This is a genomic window from Bradyrhizobium sp. HKCCYLRH3097, from assembly GCF_051167875.1.
Lineage (GTDB): Bacteria > Pseudomonadota > Alphaproteobacteria > Rhizobiales > Xanthobacteraceae > Bradyrhizobium.
In genome coordinates, this window is the sequence record NZ_JBNPTX010000010.1 from 172,889 (window position 1) to 189,200 (window position 16,312).

Consider the following 16,312-nt stretch of genomic DNA (forward strand, 5'->3'; position numbering starts at 1 on the left):
TACGTATCAGGTTTCGGCACATGCAACACCACGATCGAATGTTCGCCAGTGACCAGGCAGGCGCACAAGGAGTTCGCGACGGTCGGAACGCCGGACTGATGCACCTTCGCATTCTGTCCCCCGCCCAACGGGTCTCCGCTCAGGAACGTACAGAACAAATCGCGAACATGTCAATGCCGCCTTGGTCGTCCTCTGGCGGGGCCGGGCTGCTCATAGCACGCCAAACCGCTTCCTCCGCTCCGCGGTTTGCGCGAGCTCCCTCAGCTCCGCCTCCGCCAGCTTGCCGTTGGCGACGATCGCACCGAGATGGTTGCGCACCTTGCCGACGATGTTGATGGCGAGGAACAGCTTTTCGCGGCCGGCGACGTCGTCGATCTGCGTCTGCCGCCAGGCCGCGCTGTAGCTCGCCTCCAGCACGTCGAAGGCGCCGGCGAGCAGTTCGTCGTCGAGCAGCGCCTTGGCGCGAGTGCCCCGCGCCGCCGTCTGTTGCAGGATGCTCTCGTCAGTCATCGTGCCGCTCCTTCTGCTCATCAGATGCGCGATTGGCATGAGCTGCAGTTGCGAGGCCCACGGCCGCTTCGGCGATCTTCAGCTCGTGAGCCGCATGCGCCTGCTCGCGCTTCTGCGCCGACTCGATCGACTTGAGGTGCGCATCGAACAGCGCAATCTTGGCATCCAGCCCGGCCTTGATCTTGGCCAGCTCGATCTCGGCCTGCATCTTCACCTGCTGATGGACCATGTCGTTGTGCGCCTGCTGCTGCGCCAGCTCCGCCTTATGCGCTGCGATCGCCTGCTCGGTCTGCAGACGCGCCTGCGCCGCGAGCAGCTTCGGATCGGGCGGCGGCTGCAGCGGCGCCGGCGGCGGATGCAGCTGCCGGCCGGTCTGCGGGTCGACCGCGGCCGGATCGTTGAAGAAGCGTCCGGGATTCTTGTGCCCCATGATCCGTGTCAGCTCGGCCGCCGTGTTGTAGAGTTCGCGATCGCCGACCAGGTTGATCTTGCCGGCCATCGCCAGCTCCTTCTGCACGTTGGCGATCGCCATGGTCTGTGCGAACTGCTGCGCCTTGCCGCCGGAGCCGAGCCCAACCTCGATCGTCATGTCGTCGCGCGTCTTCCAGCCGCGCGGATCGATTTGGACCCAGGCATTGCGCAGCCGCACGGTCTGGCGCTGCTGACCATGCTTGCGGATCGTGCCATGCAGCAGGCCGAACATGTCTCGCACGCCCTCCGCCATGATCCGCGCGATCAGCTTGATGCGCATCTGCGAGGCGGAGAACACTTGCGCAACTGCCGTCGCCGACTGGTTCTGCAGCGCATTGGCGTCGATGCCCTGCGCCTGCTTCGAGAGCCCCGAGCGGCTCTCGAGCTCGGCATCGATATATTGCAGCATCGGATAGATCGAGCTGGTGATGTCGGGCACGACCTGCCAGTTCAGCCCGCCCGCCGTCTTGGTCCGAACGACGCCGCCGGGACGCGAGACCAGGAGATCGTCCAGCGTGTTCGGCCCCGCGTTCTGCTCGGCCACCTCGACGCGCGGATTGTTGTGCAGATAGAGATTGTCCAGCGCGCCGCGCTTCAGCGCTGTCTTCTCGCGCTGCAGCGGCATGACCAGATCGGCGATCGAGCGACCGAAGAAGCGATGCGTCATCGGCACCGGCGTGGTCGCCGCGAACGGGATCGCGTCGAACGGCGTGATGCAGTCCTGGCCGTCCTTGCGCAGGATCTCGCCCTGGTCACCGCCGGTGATGATCTGGTACAGGCACGGCCTGCCCTCGCCTTCATAGTCCATCCGGACGTAGTGCTCGGTGGTCCGGACGAGCCTGGTACCCGAGTTCGACGCGCTCGATGACGCCGGAGAGTGCTCGTCGACCGTATCGCGGGCGAGCGTCTCGACCCGGGTCGTCCCGCCATCGTTGCCGAGCGAGCGGATCTGCGCGGCGTCAAATCCTTCGGCAATCAGCTGCGCCTCGGTCTTGGTAACGATCTCATGGAAGCAATAGTTGCAGTCGCGGATCGAACGCGCGCCGCGCTCGATCCCGAACTCCTCCGGCGGCACGCCCATCACCCGCGCCTGGGCGAGTTTTCGCGTGGTGACGATGGTGACGTCGTGCGTGATCGGTTCCGGCACCGGTTGCAGCGGTGCGGACTGAGGAGAGATGTTCATGGCGTTGGGGCTCATTCGGTGATAGAGAAACGGATCGGGACGGTGTCTATCGGCTGGCGATGAAATTCATCGATCAGCTTCGATCGACCCCTCGCCGGATCTGCAAACATGTCCTACGCGACAATCGGCATCCTTCTCGTTTGGACGATCGCAGGTCTGCCGCTATGGGCACTCTGGCTGAATGACCTTCGCGTCATTCACAATCACATTGCCCCGAGCGCCTCGGACATGCGCTACATGAGGCCGGGCTATTACACGTCATGGCTGTTTTGCGGGTTTCGCTTCTCGGCAATGGATCCTGCGAAGCTGACGGAGCCCGGTCGAGAACATCTGAAAATCGCAATCCGGCACGAACGCATCCTGTGGGGATGGTTGGCTGGCGGCTTTCTCATCATCTTGGCGTTGGGAACACTAAGATGACGGCTTCAAGCAACTGGCAAGCCGTCTCAAATACACATATCTAACCCGCGGTCGGCAACTGTGCGTTCAGTCTCCTGCGCGCCCGCCTTGAGCGGAGCGCATGTAGTCTTGGATCATGCCCAGCAGGCCGCCTGCGGCGGGCTGGTCTTGATCCGTCTCTGGTCGATCGCCGCGTGCGGCGAACGCGACTGGACCGGATAAGCTGCCTGCGTAGGGATAAAGAATCGGCGGACCTGCCGTGTCGAAGACCGACGTCTCTCCTGAACGGCCAGAGGGTTTCGTCGTAGCTCGGGCATCGTTCGCGGCCGCCGATCGCGAAACTCGCGCACCCGCGGGCGCGTCTTGAACATCAGGGAAGCCGTACTCGAACACGTTGTAGCGGCTGGGGACTCCGGCCATCGCGGCCCGGTCGCGGACGATGGTCTTGATCCAGGGATGCGAGAAATCCTGGGACATCTCGAGCGGGCCGAGCCCGTAGGTCACTCCGACGCCAGGCGTCCCGATCCCGAAGCCGGATGCGCCGCCGCTGAATCCGGCATTGGGACGGATCACTCCGATCCCCGGACTCCCGGAGATCGAAGTCCCCGTCAACAAGCCTTCGAGGTCATCCGTGTAGCCCGCCGACAAGCTCGCGCCTGGCGTGCCGTAGTAGACCTGCGGGTACACGCGCCCGTGATTGTCGATATAGAGCCCGCCGCCGAGGCCCCCCAACCAGGGAATACCGAACGTGCCACCACCATACGTTCCTTTGGTCATTGACTCGTCTCCTCAACACGATCGATCGGCCGATCGAGATTCGATTTGTAGGTTCTCCAGCCCTGCAGCGCGCGGTACGTCGCGATGACGAAGGCCAGCATCGCAAGGCAGCCCAACACGACATTCCCTGCAGCAAAGAAGCCGAAAGAGATCGACAGACAGGCCGGGCAGGACAGGACCATGGCCTTGACGTAGGAGGCCTGAACATCCAACGGCGTCGTCGGCGCCAAGGCATATACCGAGAATGCGTACCGCGACGTCCACTCGTCCTGAAACTGCGGAGGCAGCGTGTCGAGAATGGCACGATAGACAGAATGCGTGTGGATAGCCGCGACGAACAGGAGAAATCCACCGAGAACGAATAATACCCCTGCCATTGATCTTTCCCTCCAACAGGCCTGCGCCGTTCGGGCGCACTGGTTCGTATGCGAGCTACGGCTGCCGAGGCGGCCGATGATCGTCGGAGCGAGCGACCGTTTCCGGCACCGCCGCCGCGGCCAACGCGGTCACGCGTCCGCCACATCCTGACCGGCGCCGCGCAGTTTGACGTCCTGCCGCCGGCCCCGCATCGAATGCGCCACGATCCTCATAGCGCCCTCGGACTCCATGACGGATTGCGCCAGCAGCGCGAACTGATCCTCAGTGAGGTCATAGTAGGTCTCACGGCTCTCCTCCTCGCGCTCCTCCCACCACACCTTGACGACACCGACCTTCGAGAGGAGAGCATCCTTGATGAAGGAATACAGGATCATGAAGCCGGGGTTCTGCTGCATGAAGACATGATTGACGTAGTCCGTCTCCTGGGCCGCGGCGGCCTCGTCCTCCGGCCCGACGGGCTCGAACCGCACGACCTCGTCGGATCCGGCGAAGATGTCCATCAGGTGCGGCATCAGTCCTTCTACCGTGTCGGCGACATCGGTCGAGACCGCCCGCGAGCGCCCCTCCTGCGCCGGCATGTCCTTGCGCATGTTGCCGAGATAATAATCCATCGCATCAGCGCGCTCTTCCGCCAGCCGTGCGGCGGAGATGGCGGCCAGTGCATCGGCCTTCTCGGCGGCGAGCATCGTCTTGAGGTCGGCGTTCGACATTTTCGGCATGGTCAGAACCGTATCGTTGGCATGATGTGAGCGATGAGATGGGCCGACTGGCGCCGGGCGATGAAGAGCGGCATCAACGGGAAGGCGCCAGACGCGGTCGCCGCCAAGCCTGTTCGCAGACGGGGCCGCAATCAGCGCGCCGGGCCCCACGGCGAACGCCGACGCCGAGTCCCGGCCCAATCCTCCAAGCCAGGCGTTGCCTCTCCAAACGCCGGAATCTCGAAGGGATAATCCGGCATTGCATTCCCGGTGAGCACACCGGCCGAGCCTGCCGACTCCGGCATCGGCAAGAACGGCATATAGGGCGAGAGCGGCGCGGTCACATTGCCCGTCGACGCCCAGCTTCCGAACCGATCATCGAACGACGGCACTTGGTCCCCGACGGGCATTTGATTGGGAGCAGTCCCGGGCGGTCCGACGTTCGCTGTTGGCAGCATCTGATCTGCGCGGCGGGAGCGCAGGATGCGGATGGGAGACCTGACCGGATCGGGGCCGCCTCCACTCGCGGCGAGATCGGCCTGGTTCGGCGGCTCTCCCGACTCTCCAGGAAACGGGAGAGACGGCGGTGGGGACCCGGACCGAAACGGCTGAGCGCCAGCCGCCTCCGCATTCCCGCGGCGCGCGAGCTCACGCAGGAGCGGTGATTGCGACACCGCGGCGGCGCTGGTCGGAGGCGACCATCGGTCGAAGCGGTCGTCGAACCAGGCGGGAGCATCATGAGCAGCCGACGGCGCGCGCGATCCGACGGGACCGACCTGGTTGCCCGGAGCCACCGGTCCGCCCTCCGCGGGATCATCGGCCGGATCGGGCGCGGACCACTCGTCTTTCTCCCAGGCCTTATCCTCGAACGCACGTTTGGCATAGTAAGGCGTCGACTTGATCTGCTTGTTCACATACGTTCGATCGTGCGACAGGCCGTTGTAGAGCGAGTAGATGTTTTCTACGCTGGGATCGTCCAGCCGCTTTGCGATCCCCGCCAGCAGCTTCGCGGTGAGCTCGATGTTGTCTCGCGGGGTGTGAACGTCGGATCCGGGAATGAGCTTCTGCCAACTGGAATCGATGTTGCCTGGCAGGATCGTGCGAGCAATCACGTCATGGTCGAGTCGAAACAGCGACCTCACCGCCCGGCCCACAGCCTCCCCCGGATAACCGTACTCGCCGCCTCTCGAGACCTCCGTGTAGATCACGGCTCTCACGAGATCGGGGTTTACCCCATGGCGCCTGGCGGCCTCCTCGATCAGCGCATTGTACGTCTTGACTTGCTGAGCACCCCACTGGTGGTGCTGCACAGCGGTATTGATGGCAGGTCGCTTATCCTTCGGAATGTCGGAGAACTTCTGGCTTTCGAATTCGAACTTGGTATCCGGCGCATCATCCAGGAGCGCCCGCTTTCTATCTTCCGCAGTTCGCAAATAGGTTGTCATTCAATTCCCCTGGAAACGTCCGTGCATGACTTGGATGAAAAGGCTTGAAGCGAGGAGGATGGCATACAGCGCTGCGGCCGCAGCAAAGATCTGGAGCGTATGGGACGCGAGGAGGCTCTCCTGCTCCTTCACAAGAAGAGCCAGGAACTGCACCCATCCGCACTCGTCGCAGCGGTAGTAGATGTCGTACCAATAGGTCTCGAGCACCAGATAGAGGTGGACAGGCGGCGCAAGCGCCACAGGCGCGAAGAGCACAAACCACCTATTCAGCCGAGCTGTCAGCTTCACACCAAACCTTCCTGACACGGTCGCCAGGGCAAGCAGAAGGATTGCAACCAGATAACCAGTCACGACGACCGCCAGCGCAAGCTGCGGAAGGTTCGAAACAACTGAAAACTGGAGCGGAAACCACGCGACGAGAATGAGCGTTACGGAGCCATACTTTAGAAGCTTGAACAGAAGCTGCATGTCGGCCTTCACGAAGTTCAGAGCCAGCGGGCGCGTCGGGAACAAATAAAGAACGACGACAATTCGCGGTTGTCAATCACGATCGCGAAGAGTGCGGCACGCATAACGTCTGGGACCATCGGCTCTCCAACGCCTTCGCCAGCCCTGGCGACGTTACCGCCACCCCGCATCCTGATATCGAATGGGACGGTTAAAGCTTGCGGTCCGCCCCGGAGCCTCGTAGCAGACCGCCATCAGTCCGAGCGCATCGGCGGCGTGCGACGACCAGTCGTGCTCGGGGCCGAGCCCGACATTGCGCGTCTCATCCCTGCGCTCGTGATAGAAGCCGAGCGCCTCGCGCCCGGCTTCGGTCGCCGCTTCGTTGAACCAGAGCTGCGGGCCGAGCCGGCGCAGGGCCTCGATCCGCATCATCGCCGCCCCCCTGCCCTGGTTCTTGAGCGGCGGTTCGACAGCGAAGCCGGCGTCGCGCAGATGGTCGGCATAGCGCTTGCCGGTCACCGCATTGGTCGCGAGGCCATCATGCGGAAGATAGAGGATCGCGTTCTGATAGCCGCGCGTGCGGAGCCAGTTGACGTGGAAGGCGAGGACCTGGCCGACCGCCTCATAATAGTCGAGCACGCGAATTTCGTTGCCGACCCACTGCACGATCCAGATCGTGAACGCGTCGGCTGTGGCGCCGGCGCCCCCGATATCGACGAAGGCGCGCAACGGCAGCAGCGGATCCGCCGCCAGCTTGCCGATCCGCCCGTCGCGCTTCGCTTGCGCAAGCAGATCGGCGAAATAGGCTCCTTCGAACGCGCGCACGTAGTCGCCCTCCCAAATGTGCTCGTAACGGTCGGGATAGAGCGCGAGGTCGAGTCGGCGCTCTTCGTCAAGCACCGCCGGAAGCCACGGGTTGTCGCGCCAATTCGCCTTCACCACGACCGCCCCGTCCGGCTTGCGGCTGCGCAGGAAATCGTCGACGGCATCCGACTTGCGGCGCGGATTCCAGCTCGCCCACAGTTCCGAGCGCGGCGCGCGGATCGTCGGCCGCAGTAGCGCCAGCGAGCGCGCGCTCAGGGTCTGTGCCTCGTCGATCCAGGCGATGCGAAATCCCTCCAGCGACTTGATCGATTCCGCGGTGTGATCCTGCATGCCGCGAAAGATGATGAGCCCGTCGCCCGGCGTCGCGATGCGGTCGCTGAACGACCGAAAGCCTTGGCCGAGGCCGAGCGCCGCGATCTTGTCCTCGATCAGCCGCTTGGATGATTGCGCCAAGGTGCGTTGCGCCTCGCGAATGCAGACGGCGAGCGTACCTCGTTCGGCCTGGCAGGTCTCGACCAGCAGTTCGCCGAAGAAGTGCGACTTGCCCGAGCCACGCCCGCCGAACGCGCCCTTGTAGCGAGCCGGCGCGAGCAGTGGCTCGAACACTCTTGCGGTGAGGATTTTCAGCGTAGACAACGATCACCTGCTTCTGCCGGGCGGCTGCGCGGTCCACGGGCCCGACAGGAAGGGCACGGGCGGAGCCCCAGCATCGAATACGGATTGATCCGTCGGAGTCGACTGCCGCGATCGAAGACGGCGTAAGGGCTGACGCTTGTCCTCGATGGTGAAGCCCGACTCGGCCTGCCTTGGCACGGCGGCTCCTTCCACCGGATTGATCCAGTCTCCAAACCGCTCATCGAAGAGGGCGGCGGGCACGGATCGCGCGCCGCTGTTTGATTGACCGGGAAACCGTCCCAATCGCTCGGAAGGAGTGTCCGCTCCACCGCCGACGTAGGCGTAGTCCTTCTGAATTCCACGAAGGGCGTCAGGAACTGGCAATCCGGTTCGTGCCAATCTCCGCGCTTTTGGATCCTTCGCCAACGTGTCGGCTATGTCGGACAGATACTCGTAGTTGGCTTGCGGAACCGGATAGAGGTGCTTTCCGAGACCTGCAGCTTCGGTGATCCGGTTCACGATCGAAGTACAGATGCGGGGGTCTTGTGAAAAACGAGCAAGATCCCAGCCATTGTAAAAGAGAGGCTCGGCACTGAGCTTTGCGATCTCGCCACGGGCGAGATCCGCTTGCCGTTCGGTGATTGGAACTGTGAACGTTGCGTATTGGCCCTCATCCGCAACGCTGGAAAAGTCGTTCGGTGGCGCCTTTCCATCCTGCATCGAATGAGCGTCGAATCTTCCCTTGTCAGAAATCGAACCATGATGCTCTGGCCCGAATCCCGCATACACCTGCCCGGTCGGATCATTGACGACGACGGCGGCGTGCCCCGGCAGGCCGGGATTGATCTGAAATGTGAGCGAGTGTCGAGCGGCCATAGTCGCCTCCCTTTGTGTTGATAGAGATTGTTGAATGAACGCTGCGTGCTCGCTGCGAGCGCAGTTGGACGCGACATGGTGGCGCAGCTATCCATATGACGACGCCGGCGGCTCAGCGTCGGGCTCATTCATCTTGCGACCGCGAAATGTTGGAGCGGGCAGTCCGTCCTGCGCGCCGCTATGCGGATCGGCGCTCGCCGCGCAACGAGGCCACCGGTCGTCGCGTCGTGCGACTAATCCCGATGGAATCGTTTGATCAAACGGGCGTCGATCCGGTCCAGGCCAGGACCAATGCGTCTGACAGCCAGACGCCAGAGACTATGAAGCATCCATCCGAAAAGATACGACACAAGCAGGCTTACGGGGAAATAGAAGAGATAGCTATTCATCCAACTATCGATATCGAAGGGCGGATCGTGAAGACCCAAGGCTGGCCACAACCAACCAAGGATCATCCCGGCCGGAAGAACAGCCATTTCGGCCAACAATACGCTTGACTTCAAGCCGGCGAAATATGACAGGCAGCTGAACACCAGAAAGTGCACGGCGTAGAGGGCCGAAGCGATCAGTCCCCCCTTATTAGGTCGCACAATACGCCTCCTCTACCGCGCAACGCATGCGGGCTACCGAAGTGCTGAGGCTGGTCGCGACAAGTGTCATCCGACGGCCTCCAGCCTCTGAGGCGAGGGGCGAACGAGGACAGTCGCACGAGCTGAGCTCCCCTGGAACAAAAACAGAACATCAGATTACGGAGGAATTGTCAACGGCCAGCTCCCGCGCGCCCGATTACTTCGCCAAGCGCTTTTGTGAGAATGCGAGATAGACGGTTCCAATCCGTCCATTCCAGGAGAATGGGGTCCTGACGAAATCATCGTGCGGTGACCACATGCGCTGATAGATCTCCAACCGCGTCAGGCCGGGTTTGATGGTCGCTCGAAATTGCTCTTTGGCCTCGAAGGTATAACAGCAGTCAGGCGGTCCTTTGACAATCATCTCCAGCATGGCAACGCCTGCTTCTGAATAGAGGACGATTTCAACGTCCAGACCGGCAGCGTGGAAGCGGCATACGCCGACCTTTTCGCAATCGTTGAGATTGCCGCTATCCGTCTCTCCCTTGGCTTCAACCGCATAGCTGATGAGGACATCGCTTGCGACAGCCGCGCGGCACGATAATCCGAAGAGCAACAGCCAGAGAGCAAGCAGCCGCTTCAAGACACTCACAACTCGCGCCTGCCGAGACCATGCTGATGCAATCATGTTGATGACCCGAAGATATCCAGACTGCGATTTCCCACGGAAAGAAACGACGCGGGGCGACGTTCGCATCGAGAACAAAGCTCGAACAAACGCGCATCGGCGTCAAGTCGGCCGGCTCCGACTTTTCCTACTTGTTTGGGCGCTGAGTCCGTCTTGACACACTATTTCGGGCCGACGCGTTTTGATCTGGTTTCGCCACCGTCGCGGAAGCCGGGGTGAACAGCAAGCCGCCACTCAATTGAACGTCGATCTTCCGATCGTACGAGCGCACACGCCTCACCCACCACCGGGATCACTCATCCTCCTGTGCATCGTCCTCTCCATCCGGATGCACGATGACACGCTCGATGCGGTGGATCAGCTCGAGGGCGCCGTCCTCGCTGTTCTGCAGCGCCTGAGGCGCCTTCCCCCAACCGCGGTCGAGGATGGCGTTGGCGGCGGACACGCGCGCGGCATGTGTCGCCTTCGGCGAGCGCATCACGCCAACCAGCGTATTGATCGCCGTCTTGGTGTGGCTGCGGGCCATCGAGCGAATTTCGGTGATCGTCTTCGACATGGTCAAGTCCGGTATCATGGATGGTGAATGCGAGGTTGGTGATCGTCACGAGATCGCATCGGCGGCTGCGATCATCACCAGGCCGATCAGGGCGAGCGCGATGAGATAGGCGGTCATCTTCCTCTCTCTCCTGGGCGAAGGAAAAGTGCGGCAGATCGCAGCCGAACGCGCGATCGTTTCAGGCGCGAACCCTATCCCTCGGCTCAAGCAAGAGACCGCTGCGGGCGGAGCGACGGTCGCCACGCCCACGCGCCGGCCCGTTCGCGCAGGCCAGCGAGTAACCGGATGTTCGAAGTTGTCTTCGCGCCGGCGCGCGATGAATTGCCGGCGATCATGGTCGACAGACGATGCCGGCCTGCGCTGCTCACGTCAAATGCCCGCGGACAACCCGGCATCATATTTTCGGAAAATTCGATAATAACACTATGCCGGTGATTTGCCCGACGTGTCAAATTTGATCGAAATGCAGCAGTCAGGCCTTGCGATTTCGATAACCGCCGCTCCAAATCCGGTCCGAGCGAACAAAAAGCCCGCTGCCGAGTTCGCGGCGCGGGCTCTATGATTTCTTCGACGATGGCAAAATGCGCCTGATTTGCCCGACGTGTCAAGCGCAGATAGTTGCGCCGGCCGGCAACGCAACTTCAGCCCGTCGGGCGCGGCCGGCGGAGGAGATCTTCCGATGTATGTCGTTGCGGTCGTGCTCGCCGGCTTGTCCGCCCTGTTCTATGTGGCGAGCCAGCACCAGCTCGGAGCGGTCGGCGCCGATGTCTGTCAATATGGCAGCCTGTTCTGCGACAAGCCGCACTACATGATGACGGGCGCGTTGCTGGCCGCCCTCTGGGGCAAGTTCGTGAGCATGCGCTGACACGAGCCGGCGCGAAGCTTCGATCAACCCGTCAGTTCTTGATCGCGTAGAGCGGCGTTCTCACCGTCAGCTGGTAGACCGGCTTCGGCGCCCAGGCGATCTGCGCGGTGATGCCGAACAGCCGGTTGTCGTCATCGTCCATGCGGTCGAGATCCAGCCTGACCAGCGGCTGCGTGTAGGGCGCGATCGGCGTGACAGCAAGCAGCTGCGCACCGCCGAACGACTGGAGGCCGACGCGCGCGGAGACCTTCCAGTTGTTCTCCCACTGATAGAAGCCGCCGACATAGCCCGCCGTCGTGCTGCCGACATGCGCTAGCACTGAGTCGACCTCGACATGGGTATATTGAACGCCGGCGAGCCAGCCTTTCATCTCATCCGGATCGAGCGCGTATTTGGCTTCGATGACGGTGTTGAACGAGGTCGTCGCCAACGGCGCGTCCGGCACCGACCGGGTCAGCGTCGACTGCAAGGTGAGCGTCGGAAGCGCGCCGCCGTTCTGCTGATAGACATCGGCCTGGAAGCCGAGGAACCAGCTCGTGACCGCCACGTCGGACCAGCCGGACAGGCCGTTGTACGACGTGCTGCCGGTGAAGCCCGCGTAGAGCGACAACGCGTCGCCGAGATCGACCGTGAGCGGGACGTCGACGCCAAGGCCCTGGTTGGTCGGAGCCGACAGTTGCGGCCGTCCTGGCAAGGCTGGACGGTCGAGCAGCTTGCGCAAGGTCGCGAGCTGCGACAGAGTTCCGAACAGGGAGGTGTCGCCAAGGCCCGTCGACAATGCTCCGCCGGGCACATAGGCGTAGTTCGTGCGGAAATCGATGTAGACGTTGGCAAGGCCCGGCGCCGGCGCGTCCGCCTCATCGTCCTTGGCAAGGGCGCCGCCGCTCGTCACCAGCGCCGCGCCCGAGACAAGAGCGAATATCCGCCGCTGCGCCCGACCGCCACGCAGCCGCCATTTCTCGTCTGCCATGAGACTTCCCCCGGAGACCGAAAATACGCCGGTCCGGCGCGATCCTTCAAGTGCGGATCGCGCGAGGCCCACCATGGTCAGGGGAAAGCTGCCGCGGTTCTCATGCCGACGACGCCGGCTTCGCGCCTGCGGCTCGCGCGGCCATGACCTGCCGCAGCACGCGCGACAGCTCGTCGACCGAGTAAGGCTTCTGGATCAGGCTGAAACCGTGGCGGTCGCCGTCGGCGAGGACATGGCTGTAGCCGCTGTTGAGCACGATCGGGATCATCGGCAGCCGCCGGCGGATTTCCTGGCCGAGCGTCACCCCGTCCATGCCGGGCATCACGACGTCGCTGAGCACGAGATCGAAGCTCTCGGGATCCTCGTCGATCATCCGCAACGCATCCGTTCCGCTGCGCGCGAGCACCGTTCGGTAGCCGAGATCCTCGAGCAACTGCGTGGAGAACTCGCCGATTTCCGGATTGTCCTCGACGACCAGCACATTCCAGCGCGCGGCGAGCTGTTCGGGACCCTGCTCGCTCCGCTCGCGCGGTCCCAGCGGCTTGTGCGTCAGCGGGAGTAACAATGTCAGCTTCGTGCCCTTGCCGAGCTCACTGTCGACCAGCACCCGTCCGCCGGACTGATGAACGAAGCCGTAGACCTGAGACAGGCCGAGGCCGGTGCCGCGCCCAACCCCTTTGGTGGTGAAAAACGGCTCGAAGATCCGGTCGATCTGATCTGGAGGAATGCCGGATCCGGTGTCGCTGACGGCAATGGAGACGAACGACGACTGCCCGGACCGACCGTCCTCTCGGACGATCTCGCCGCGAATGGTCAGGACGCCCTGCCCCTCCATCGCATCACGCGCATTGGCGACGAGGTTCACGAGCGCCGTCTCGAACTGATTGATGTCGACGTCGACCGGAAGCGGCCGCAATGCGAGGTCGAGTTCGATCACGGCCGGCGCTCCGAGGACGGTCTGCAGCATCTCTTCGATCCGCTCGATATGCCCCGCGGCATCGAAGACGCGGCGCTCCATCGGCGTCCGCCGCGCGAAAGCGAGCAACTGTCCGGTGAGCTTGGCGGCGCGATCCGCCGTGTCCGAGATCGCATCCACGTAGCGCCGCATGCGCTCCGGGGACAGCTGGCGCCGGCGCAACAGGTCGGCCGACGACCGGATCACGGTCAGCAGATTGTTGAAGTCGTGCGCGACGCCGCCGGTGAGCTGGCCGATCGCCTCCATCTTCTGGGCCTGGCGGAATGCCTCCTCCGCCTTGCGCCGTTCGGTCAGCTCGACCGCCTCGGGCACGATGGCGGCCACCTGTCCGGTCTCGTCCCGCACCGGCCGCATCTGGAAGTCGAACCAGCGCGAGCCGCCGACCGGCAGTTCGAGCTGCAGCTCCTGGCGCGCCCCGTCGCCGCGAGCGACGGCGTCGACCAGGGATCTGATCACCTCGGGCATGCCGGGCGTACCCGCAAACCACGGCGTCTCCCAGAATGGCAGCCCTGCGACCTCGTGCAGCGGCGCAGCGATCGCTTCGAGCGAGGTCGCATTGGCGTCCAGAAGCGTCCCATCGGACGAGAGCAGCGCTTGGAACGTGTAGCTCGCCTCGAAGATCGTCCGCAGCCGCGCCTCCTTGGCCTGCAGCTCCGCGGTACGCTCGGAGACCTGCGTCTCCAGACGCTCGTTCAGCTCACGCAGCGTGATCTCGGCCTCGTGCCGCACCCGCGACAGATCGATATTGGCGCGCACCCGCGCCAGCAGCTCGCGCGCGCTGAACGGCTTGGTGAGATAGTCGCTCGCCCCGGCATCAAGCCCCTCGACCTTGGCCTCCTCTCCGGCGCGCGCCGACAGCATGACCACAGGAATGTCGCGAAGCTGCGCATCGCTACGCAGCGCTTTCAGCAGGCCGAAGCCGTCGAGCCCCGGCATCATGACGTCGGTCAGCACGAGATCGGGGCGGCGCTGTCGGACGGCCTCCAGGGCAGACATGCCATCGCTGACCGCCTCCACGTCATAATCCTCGCCGAGCAGACGGCGGACGTAGTCGCGCATATCAGGATTGTCGTCCGCGAGCACCACGCGATCACGGGCCGATGCCGTCGCGGAGCGAACTCCCAGGTCGTCGGATGATGACGGGTGAGGAAGCTCGAACGGCACACCGCCGTTCAACCACCCGAGCGCCTCCTCGATGTAGGCTTCGGCACGGACGTTGGTAACGGCCAGGACACGGGAAGGTCCGATCTGGCCCGCTGGCAGATGCGCCGAGCCTAGCGGAATTCGCACGGTGAAAACCGAGCCGCGACCGAGCTCGCTGTCTACAGCGATCTCCCCTCCATGAAGCCTCACCAGCTCCTGCACGAGAGCGAGACCGATGCCGCTGCCCTCGAAGGATCGGCCGCGCGCGCCTTCGATGCGACGGAACCGTTCGAACAGGTGCGGCAGTTCACTGGGCGGGATGCCGGTGCCGGTGTCGCGAACCCTGAGCTCGGCATGATTGCCGTCAGTGGACAAGCCGATCGACACCGCGATTTCACCTTCGAAGGTGAACTTGAACGCATTCGACACCAGATTGAGAACGATCTTCTCCCACATGTCGCGGTCGACATACACCGACTCGGACAGCGGCGTTGGGTCGATGGTGAGACGCAGGCCGGCAGGATCCGTCGCCGAGCGGAAGTTGGACACGAGCTCGGCCGTGAAAACCGCAAGATCGATCGGCTCGAAGTGCGCGGTCATGCGGCCGGCCTCGATGCGCGAAAAGTCGAGCAGAGTGTTCACGAGCTTCAACAGGCGAATGCCGTTGCGGTGGATCAGGCTGAGGACGGATCGCGCGTCGGAGGTGAGTTGGGCCTCGTCGCGGCCGAGCAGGTCTTCCAGCGGGCTCAACATCAGCGTCAGCGGCGTGCGAAACTCGTGGCTGATGTTGGAAAAGAACGTCGTCTTGGCGCGGTCGATTTCGGCCAGCGCTTCCGCCCGACGGCGCTCTGCCTGATAGGCCCCGCCATTGCTGACGGCCGCTGCAATCTGCCCCGCGACGAGGTTCAGGAAGCGGGCATAGCTCTCGTCGTAGAGACGGAACGGATTGAGACCTGCGATGAGGAATCCGCCCCGTCCGGCTTCCCCCGACGCGGGCAGCGGAAGCACAACGGCGTGCTGTGGCGGCTGACGCCATCCGCCGGTCGGAAAACTGAGGCCGAACCGCCGCGGAAGGTCACGAACCAGCACCGCATCCTGCAGCTTCAGCGCTTCAGCCAGAGGCCACGTTCCCTCCGGCTGAATTCTCAGCCTCGGCTGAACGGCAGGATGATCGCGGTCGATGCCGGTCAGGGCCTCCAGTCGCGCCGCCTCGCCGTCCGGGTCGGTCATGTAGATCATTGCGAACGGCAGGTCGCGCGACTCCCGCGCCAAGGCGTCCGCGCAGCTTGCGCAGGCCTGATCGATGCTGCGGGCCCCGGCCCCGGCATTTGCCAGTTCGCGCAGCAACGAGAGCTGGCGCTCGCTGATCACGCGCTGAGTGTCATCGGTGTTCGCGCAGAAGATTCCTCCGGGTGATCCATCGTCGTCCGGAATGGGACTGTAGGAAAATGTGTAGTACGTCTCCTCGGGAAAGCCGTTGCGCTCCATGATCAGGAGTTGCGCCTCGACATAGGTGCCCTGATCACCGCCGCCGGCCTTGGCCAGCAACGGACCGATGTCCTCCCAGATCTCGTGCCAGACTGCAGAGATCGGTCGGCCGAGAGCCCACGGATGTTTGCCGCCGATGATGGTCTTGTAAGCATCGTTGTAGAGATAGATCAGCTCCCTGCCCCAACCGATCCAGATCGGCTGTTGGGATGTCAACATGATCCTGACGGCCGTCTTCAGGCTCTGCGGCCAACGCGCCGGCGGTCCGATCGAGGTGCTCTCCCAATCGAACCGCAACATCAGTCCGGCCAGCTCACTGCCTCCGGAAAAAAGCCTCTCGCGCTCGGCCATGCCGAGCTCCTGATCGTGCCCTGTTTGTCGCTGGTCCGGCACGCGCTCCCCCTGGTCGAAATCCGACGTGATCTGGAACGCT

General features: G+C 63.4%; 16 protein-coding genes. 3 read left to right on the top strand and 13 right to left on the bottom strand.

Annotated elements, in window-relative coordinates; all coding sequences use genetic code 11:
* Window positions 1-210: 210 nt before the first annotated feature.
* Entirely contained in the window at window positions 211-510 is a 300-nt protein-coding gene (locus ACQR0U_RS23225) for a hypothetical protein (protein WP_434844919.1), read from the bottom strand.
* Window positions 503-2,164, bottom strand: a complete 1,662-nt coding sequence (locus ACQR0U_RS23230; protein ID WP_434872276.1) for a portal protein — start codon at window positions 2,162-2,164, stop codon at window positions 503-505. Before ACQR0U_RS23230 ends, ACQR0U_RS23225 begins: the two co-directional genes overlap by 8 nt.
* A 108-nt stretch (window positions 2,165-2,272) precedes the next feature.
* Between ACQR0U_RS23230 and ACQR0U_RS23235 the strand changes: the two genes are divergently transcribed.
* A complete protein-coding gene (locus ACQR0U_RS23235; protein ID WP_434844917.1) occupies window positions 2,273-2,584 on the top strand; it encodes a hypothetical protein in 312 nt (103 codons plus the stop codon).
* 66 nt (window positions 2,585-2,650) lie between these two features.
* On the opposite strand, the gene ACQR0U_RS23240 is transcribed toward ACQR0U_RS23235, so the two are convergent.
* From ACQR0U_RS23240 to ACQR0U_RS23270, 7 genes are all read right to left on the bottom strand, one after another.
* A complete protein-coding gene (locus tag ACQR0U_RS23240; protein ID WP_434872277.1) occupies window positions 2,651-3,340 on the bottom strand; it encodes a hypothetical protein in 690 nt (229 codons plus the stop codon).
* On the bottom strand, window positions 3,337-3,717 hold the full coding sequence (locus ACQR0U_RS23245; protein ID WP_434844915.1) for a hypothetical protein: 381 nt from the start codon (window positions 3,715-3,717) through the stop codon (window positions 3,337-3,339). The genes ACQR0U_RS23240 and ACQR0U_RS23245 overlap by 4 nt, the downstream gene beginning before the upstream one ends.
* Before the next feature lie 129 nt (window positions 3,718-3,846).
* Window positions 3,847-4,437 (bottom strand): portal protein, encoded by a 591-nt coding sequence (locus ACQR0U_RS23250; protein WP_434844914.1) that lies wholly within the window; start codon window positions 4,435-4,437, stop codon window positions 3,847-3,849.
* Window positions 4,438-4,568: 131 nt separating this feature from the next.
* Window positions 4,569-5,861, bottom strand: a complete 1,293-nt coding sequence (locus ACQR0U_RS23255) for a hypothetical protein (protein ID WP_434872278.1) — start codon at window positions 5,859-5,861, stop codon at window positions 4,569-4,571.
* Window positions 5,862-6,329, bottom strand: a complete 468-nt coding sequence (locus ACQR0U_RS23260) for a hypothetical protein (protein WP_434872279.1) — start codon at window positions 6,327-6,329, stop codon at window positions 5,862-5,864. It lies immediately after the preceding gene.
* 153 nt (window positions 6,330-6,482) lie between these two features.
* Window positions 6,483-7,769 carry a PBSX family phage terminase large subunit gene (locus ACQR0U_RS23265; protein WP_434872280.1) on the bottom strand — a complete coding sequence of 429 codons (1,287 nt, stop codon included), beginning with the start codon at window positions 7,767-7,769 and terminating at the stop codon, window positions 6,483-6,485.
* Between the two features lie 3 nt (window positions 7,770-7,772).
* Window positions 7,773-8,624, bottom strand: coding sequence for a hypothetical protein (locus ACQR0U_RS23270; protein ID WP_434843996.1), 852 nt, complete (start codon window positions 8,622-8,624; stop codon window positions 7,773-7,775).
* A gap of 95 nt (window positions 8,625-8,719) precedes the next feature.
* Between ACQR0U_RS23270 and ACQR0U_RS23275 the strand changes: the two genes are divergently transcribed.
* Window positions 8,720-9,121 carry a hypothetical protein gene (locus tag ACQR0U_RS23275; protein WP_434843997.1) on the top strand — a complete coding sequence of 134 codons (402 nt, stop codon included), beginning with the start codon at window positions 8,720-8,722 and terminating at the stop codon, window positions 9,119-9,121.
* Between the two features lie 289 nt (window positions 9,122-9,410).
* Here the strand turns inward: ACQR0U_RS23275 and ACQR0U_RS23280 are convergent, their stop codons facing one another.
* Both ACQR0U_RS23280 and ACQR0U_RS23285 read right to left on the bottom strand, forming a co-directional pair.
* Window positions 9,411-9,836 carry a hypothetical protein gene (locus ACQR0U_RS23280; RefSeq protein ID WP_316192896.1) on the bottom strand — a complete coding sequence of 142 codons (426 nt, stop codon included), beginning with the start codon at window positions 9,834-9,836 and terminating at the stop codon, window positions 9,411-9,413.
* Between the two features lie 337 nt (window positions 9,837-10,173).
* Window positions 10,174-10,437 carry a hypothetical protein gene (locus ACQR0U_RS23285; RefSeq protein WP_316169731.1) on the bottom strand — a complete coding sequence of 88 codons (264 nt, stop codon included), beginning with the start codon at window positions 10,435-10,437 and terminating at the stop codon, window positions 10,174-10,176.
* A 679-nt stretch (window positions 10,438-11,116) separates the two neighbouring features.
* Here ACQR0U_RS23285 and ACQR0U_RS23290 point away from each other — a divergent pair.
* Window positions 11,117-11,302, top strand: coding sequence for a hypothetical protein (locus ACQR0U_RS23290; RefSeq protein ID WP_315753501.1), 186 nt, complete (start codon window positions 11,117-11,119; stop codon window positions 11,300-11,302).
* 31 nt (window positions 11,303-11,333) lie between these two features.
* Here ACQR0U_RS23290 and ACQR0U_RS23295 read toward each other — a convergent pair whose 3' ends face one another.
* Together ACQR0U_RS23295 and ACQR0U_RS23300 are read right to left on the bottom strand one after the other, a co-directional pair.
* On the bottom strand, window positions 11,334-12,272 hold the full coding sequence (locus ACQR0U_RS23295; protein ID WP_315753499.1) for a hypothetical protein: 939 nt from the start codon (window positions 12,270-12,272) through the stop codon (window positions 11,334-11,336).
* A 100-nt stretch (window positions 12,273-12,372) separates the two neighbouring features.
* Window positions 12,373-16,230, bottom strand: coding sequence for an ATP-binding protein (locus ACQR0U_RS23300; RefSeq protein WP_316192895.1), 3,858 nt, complete (start codon window positions 16,228-16,230; stop codon window positions 12,373-12,375).
* Window positions 16,231-16,312 lie beyond the last annotated feature (82 nt).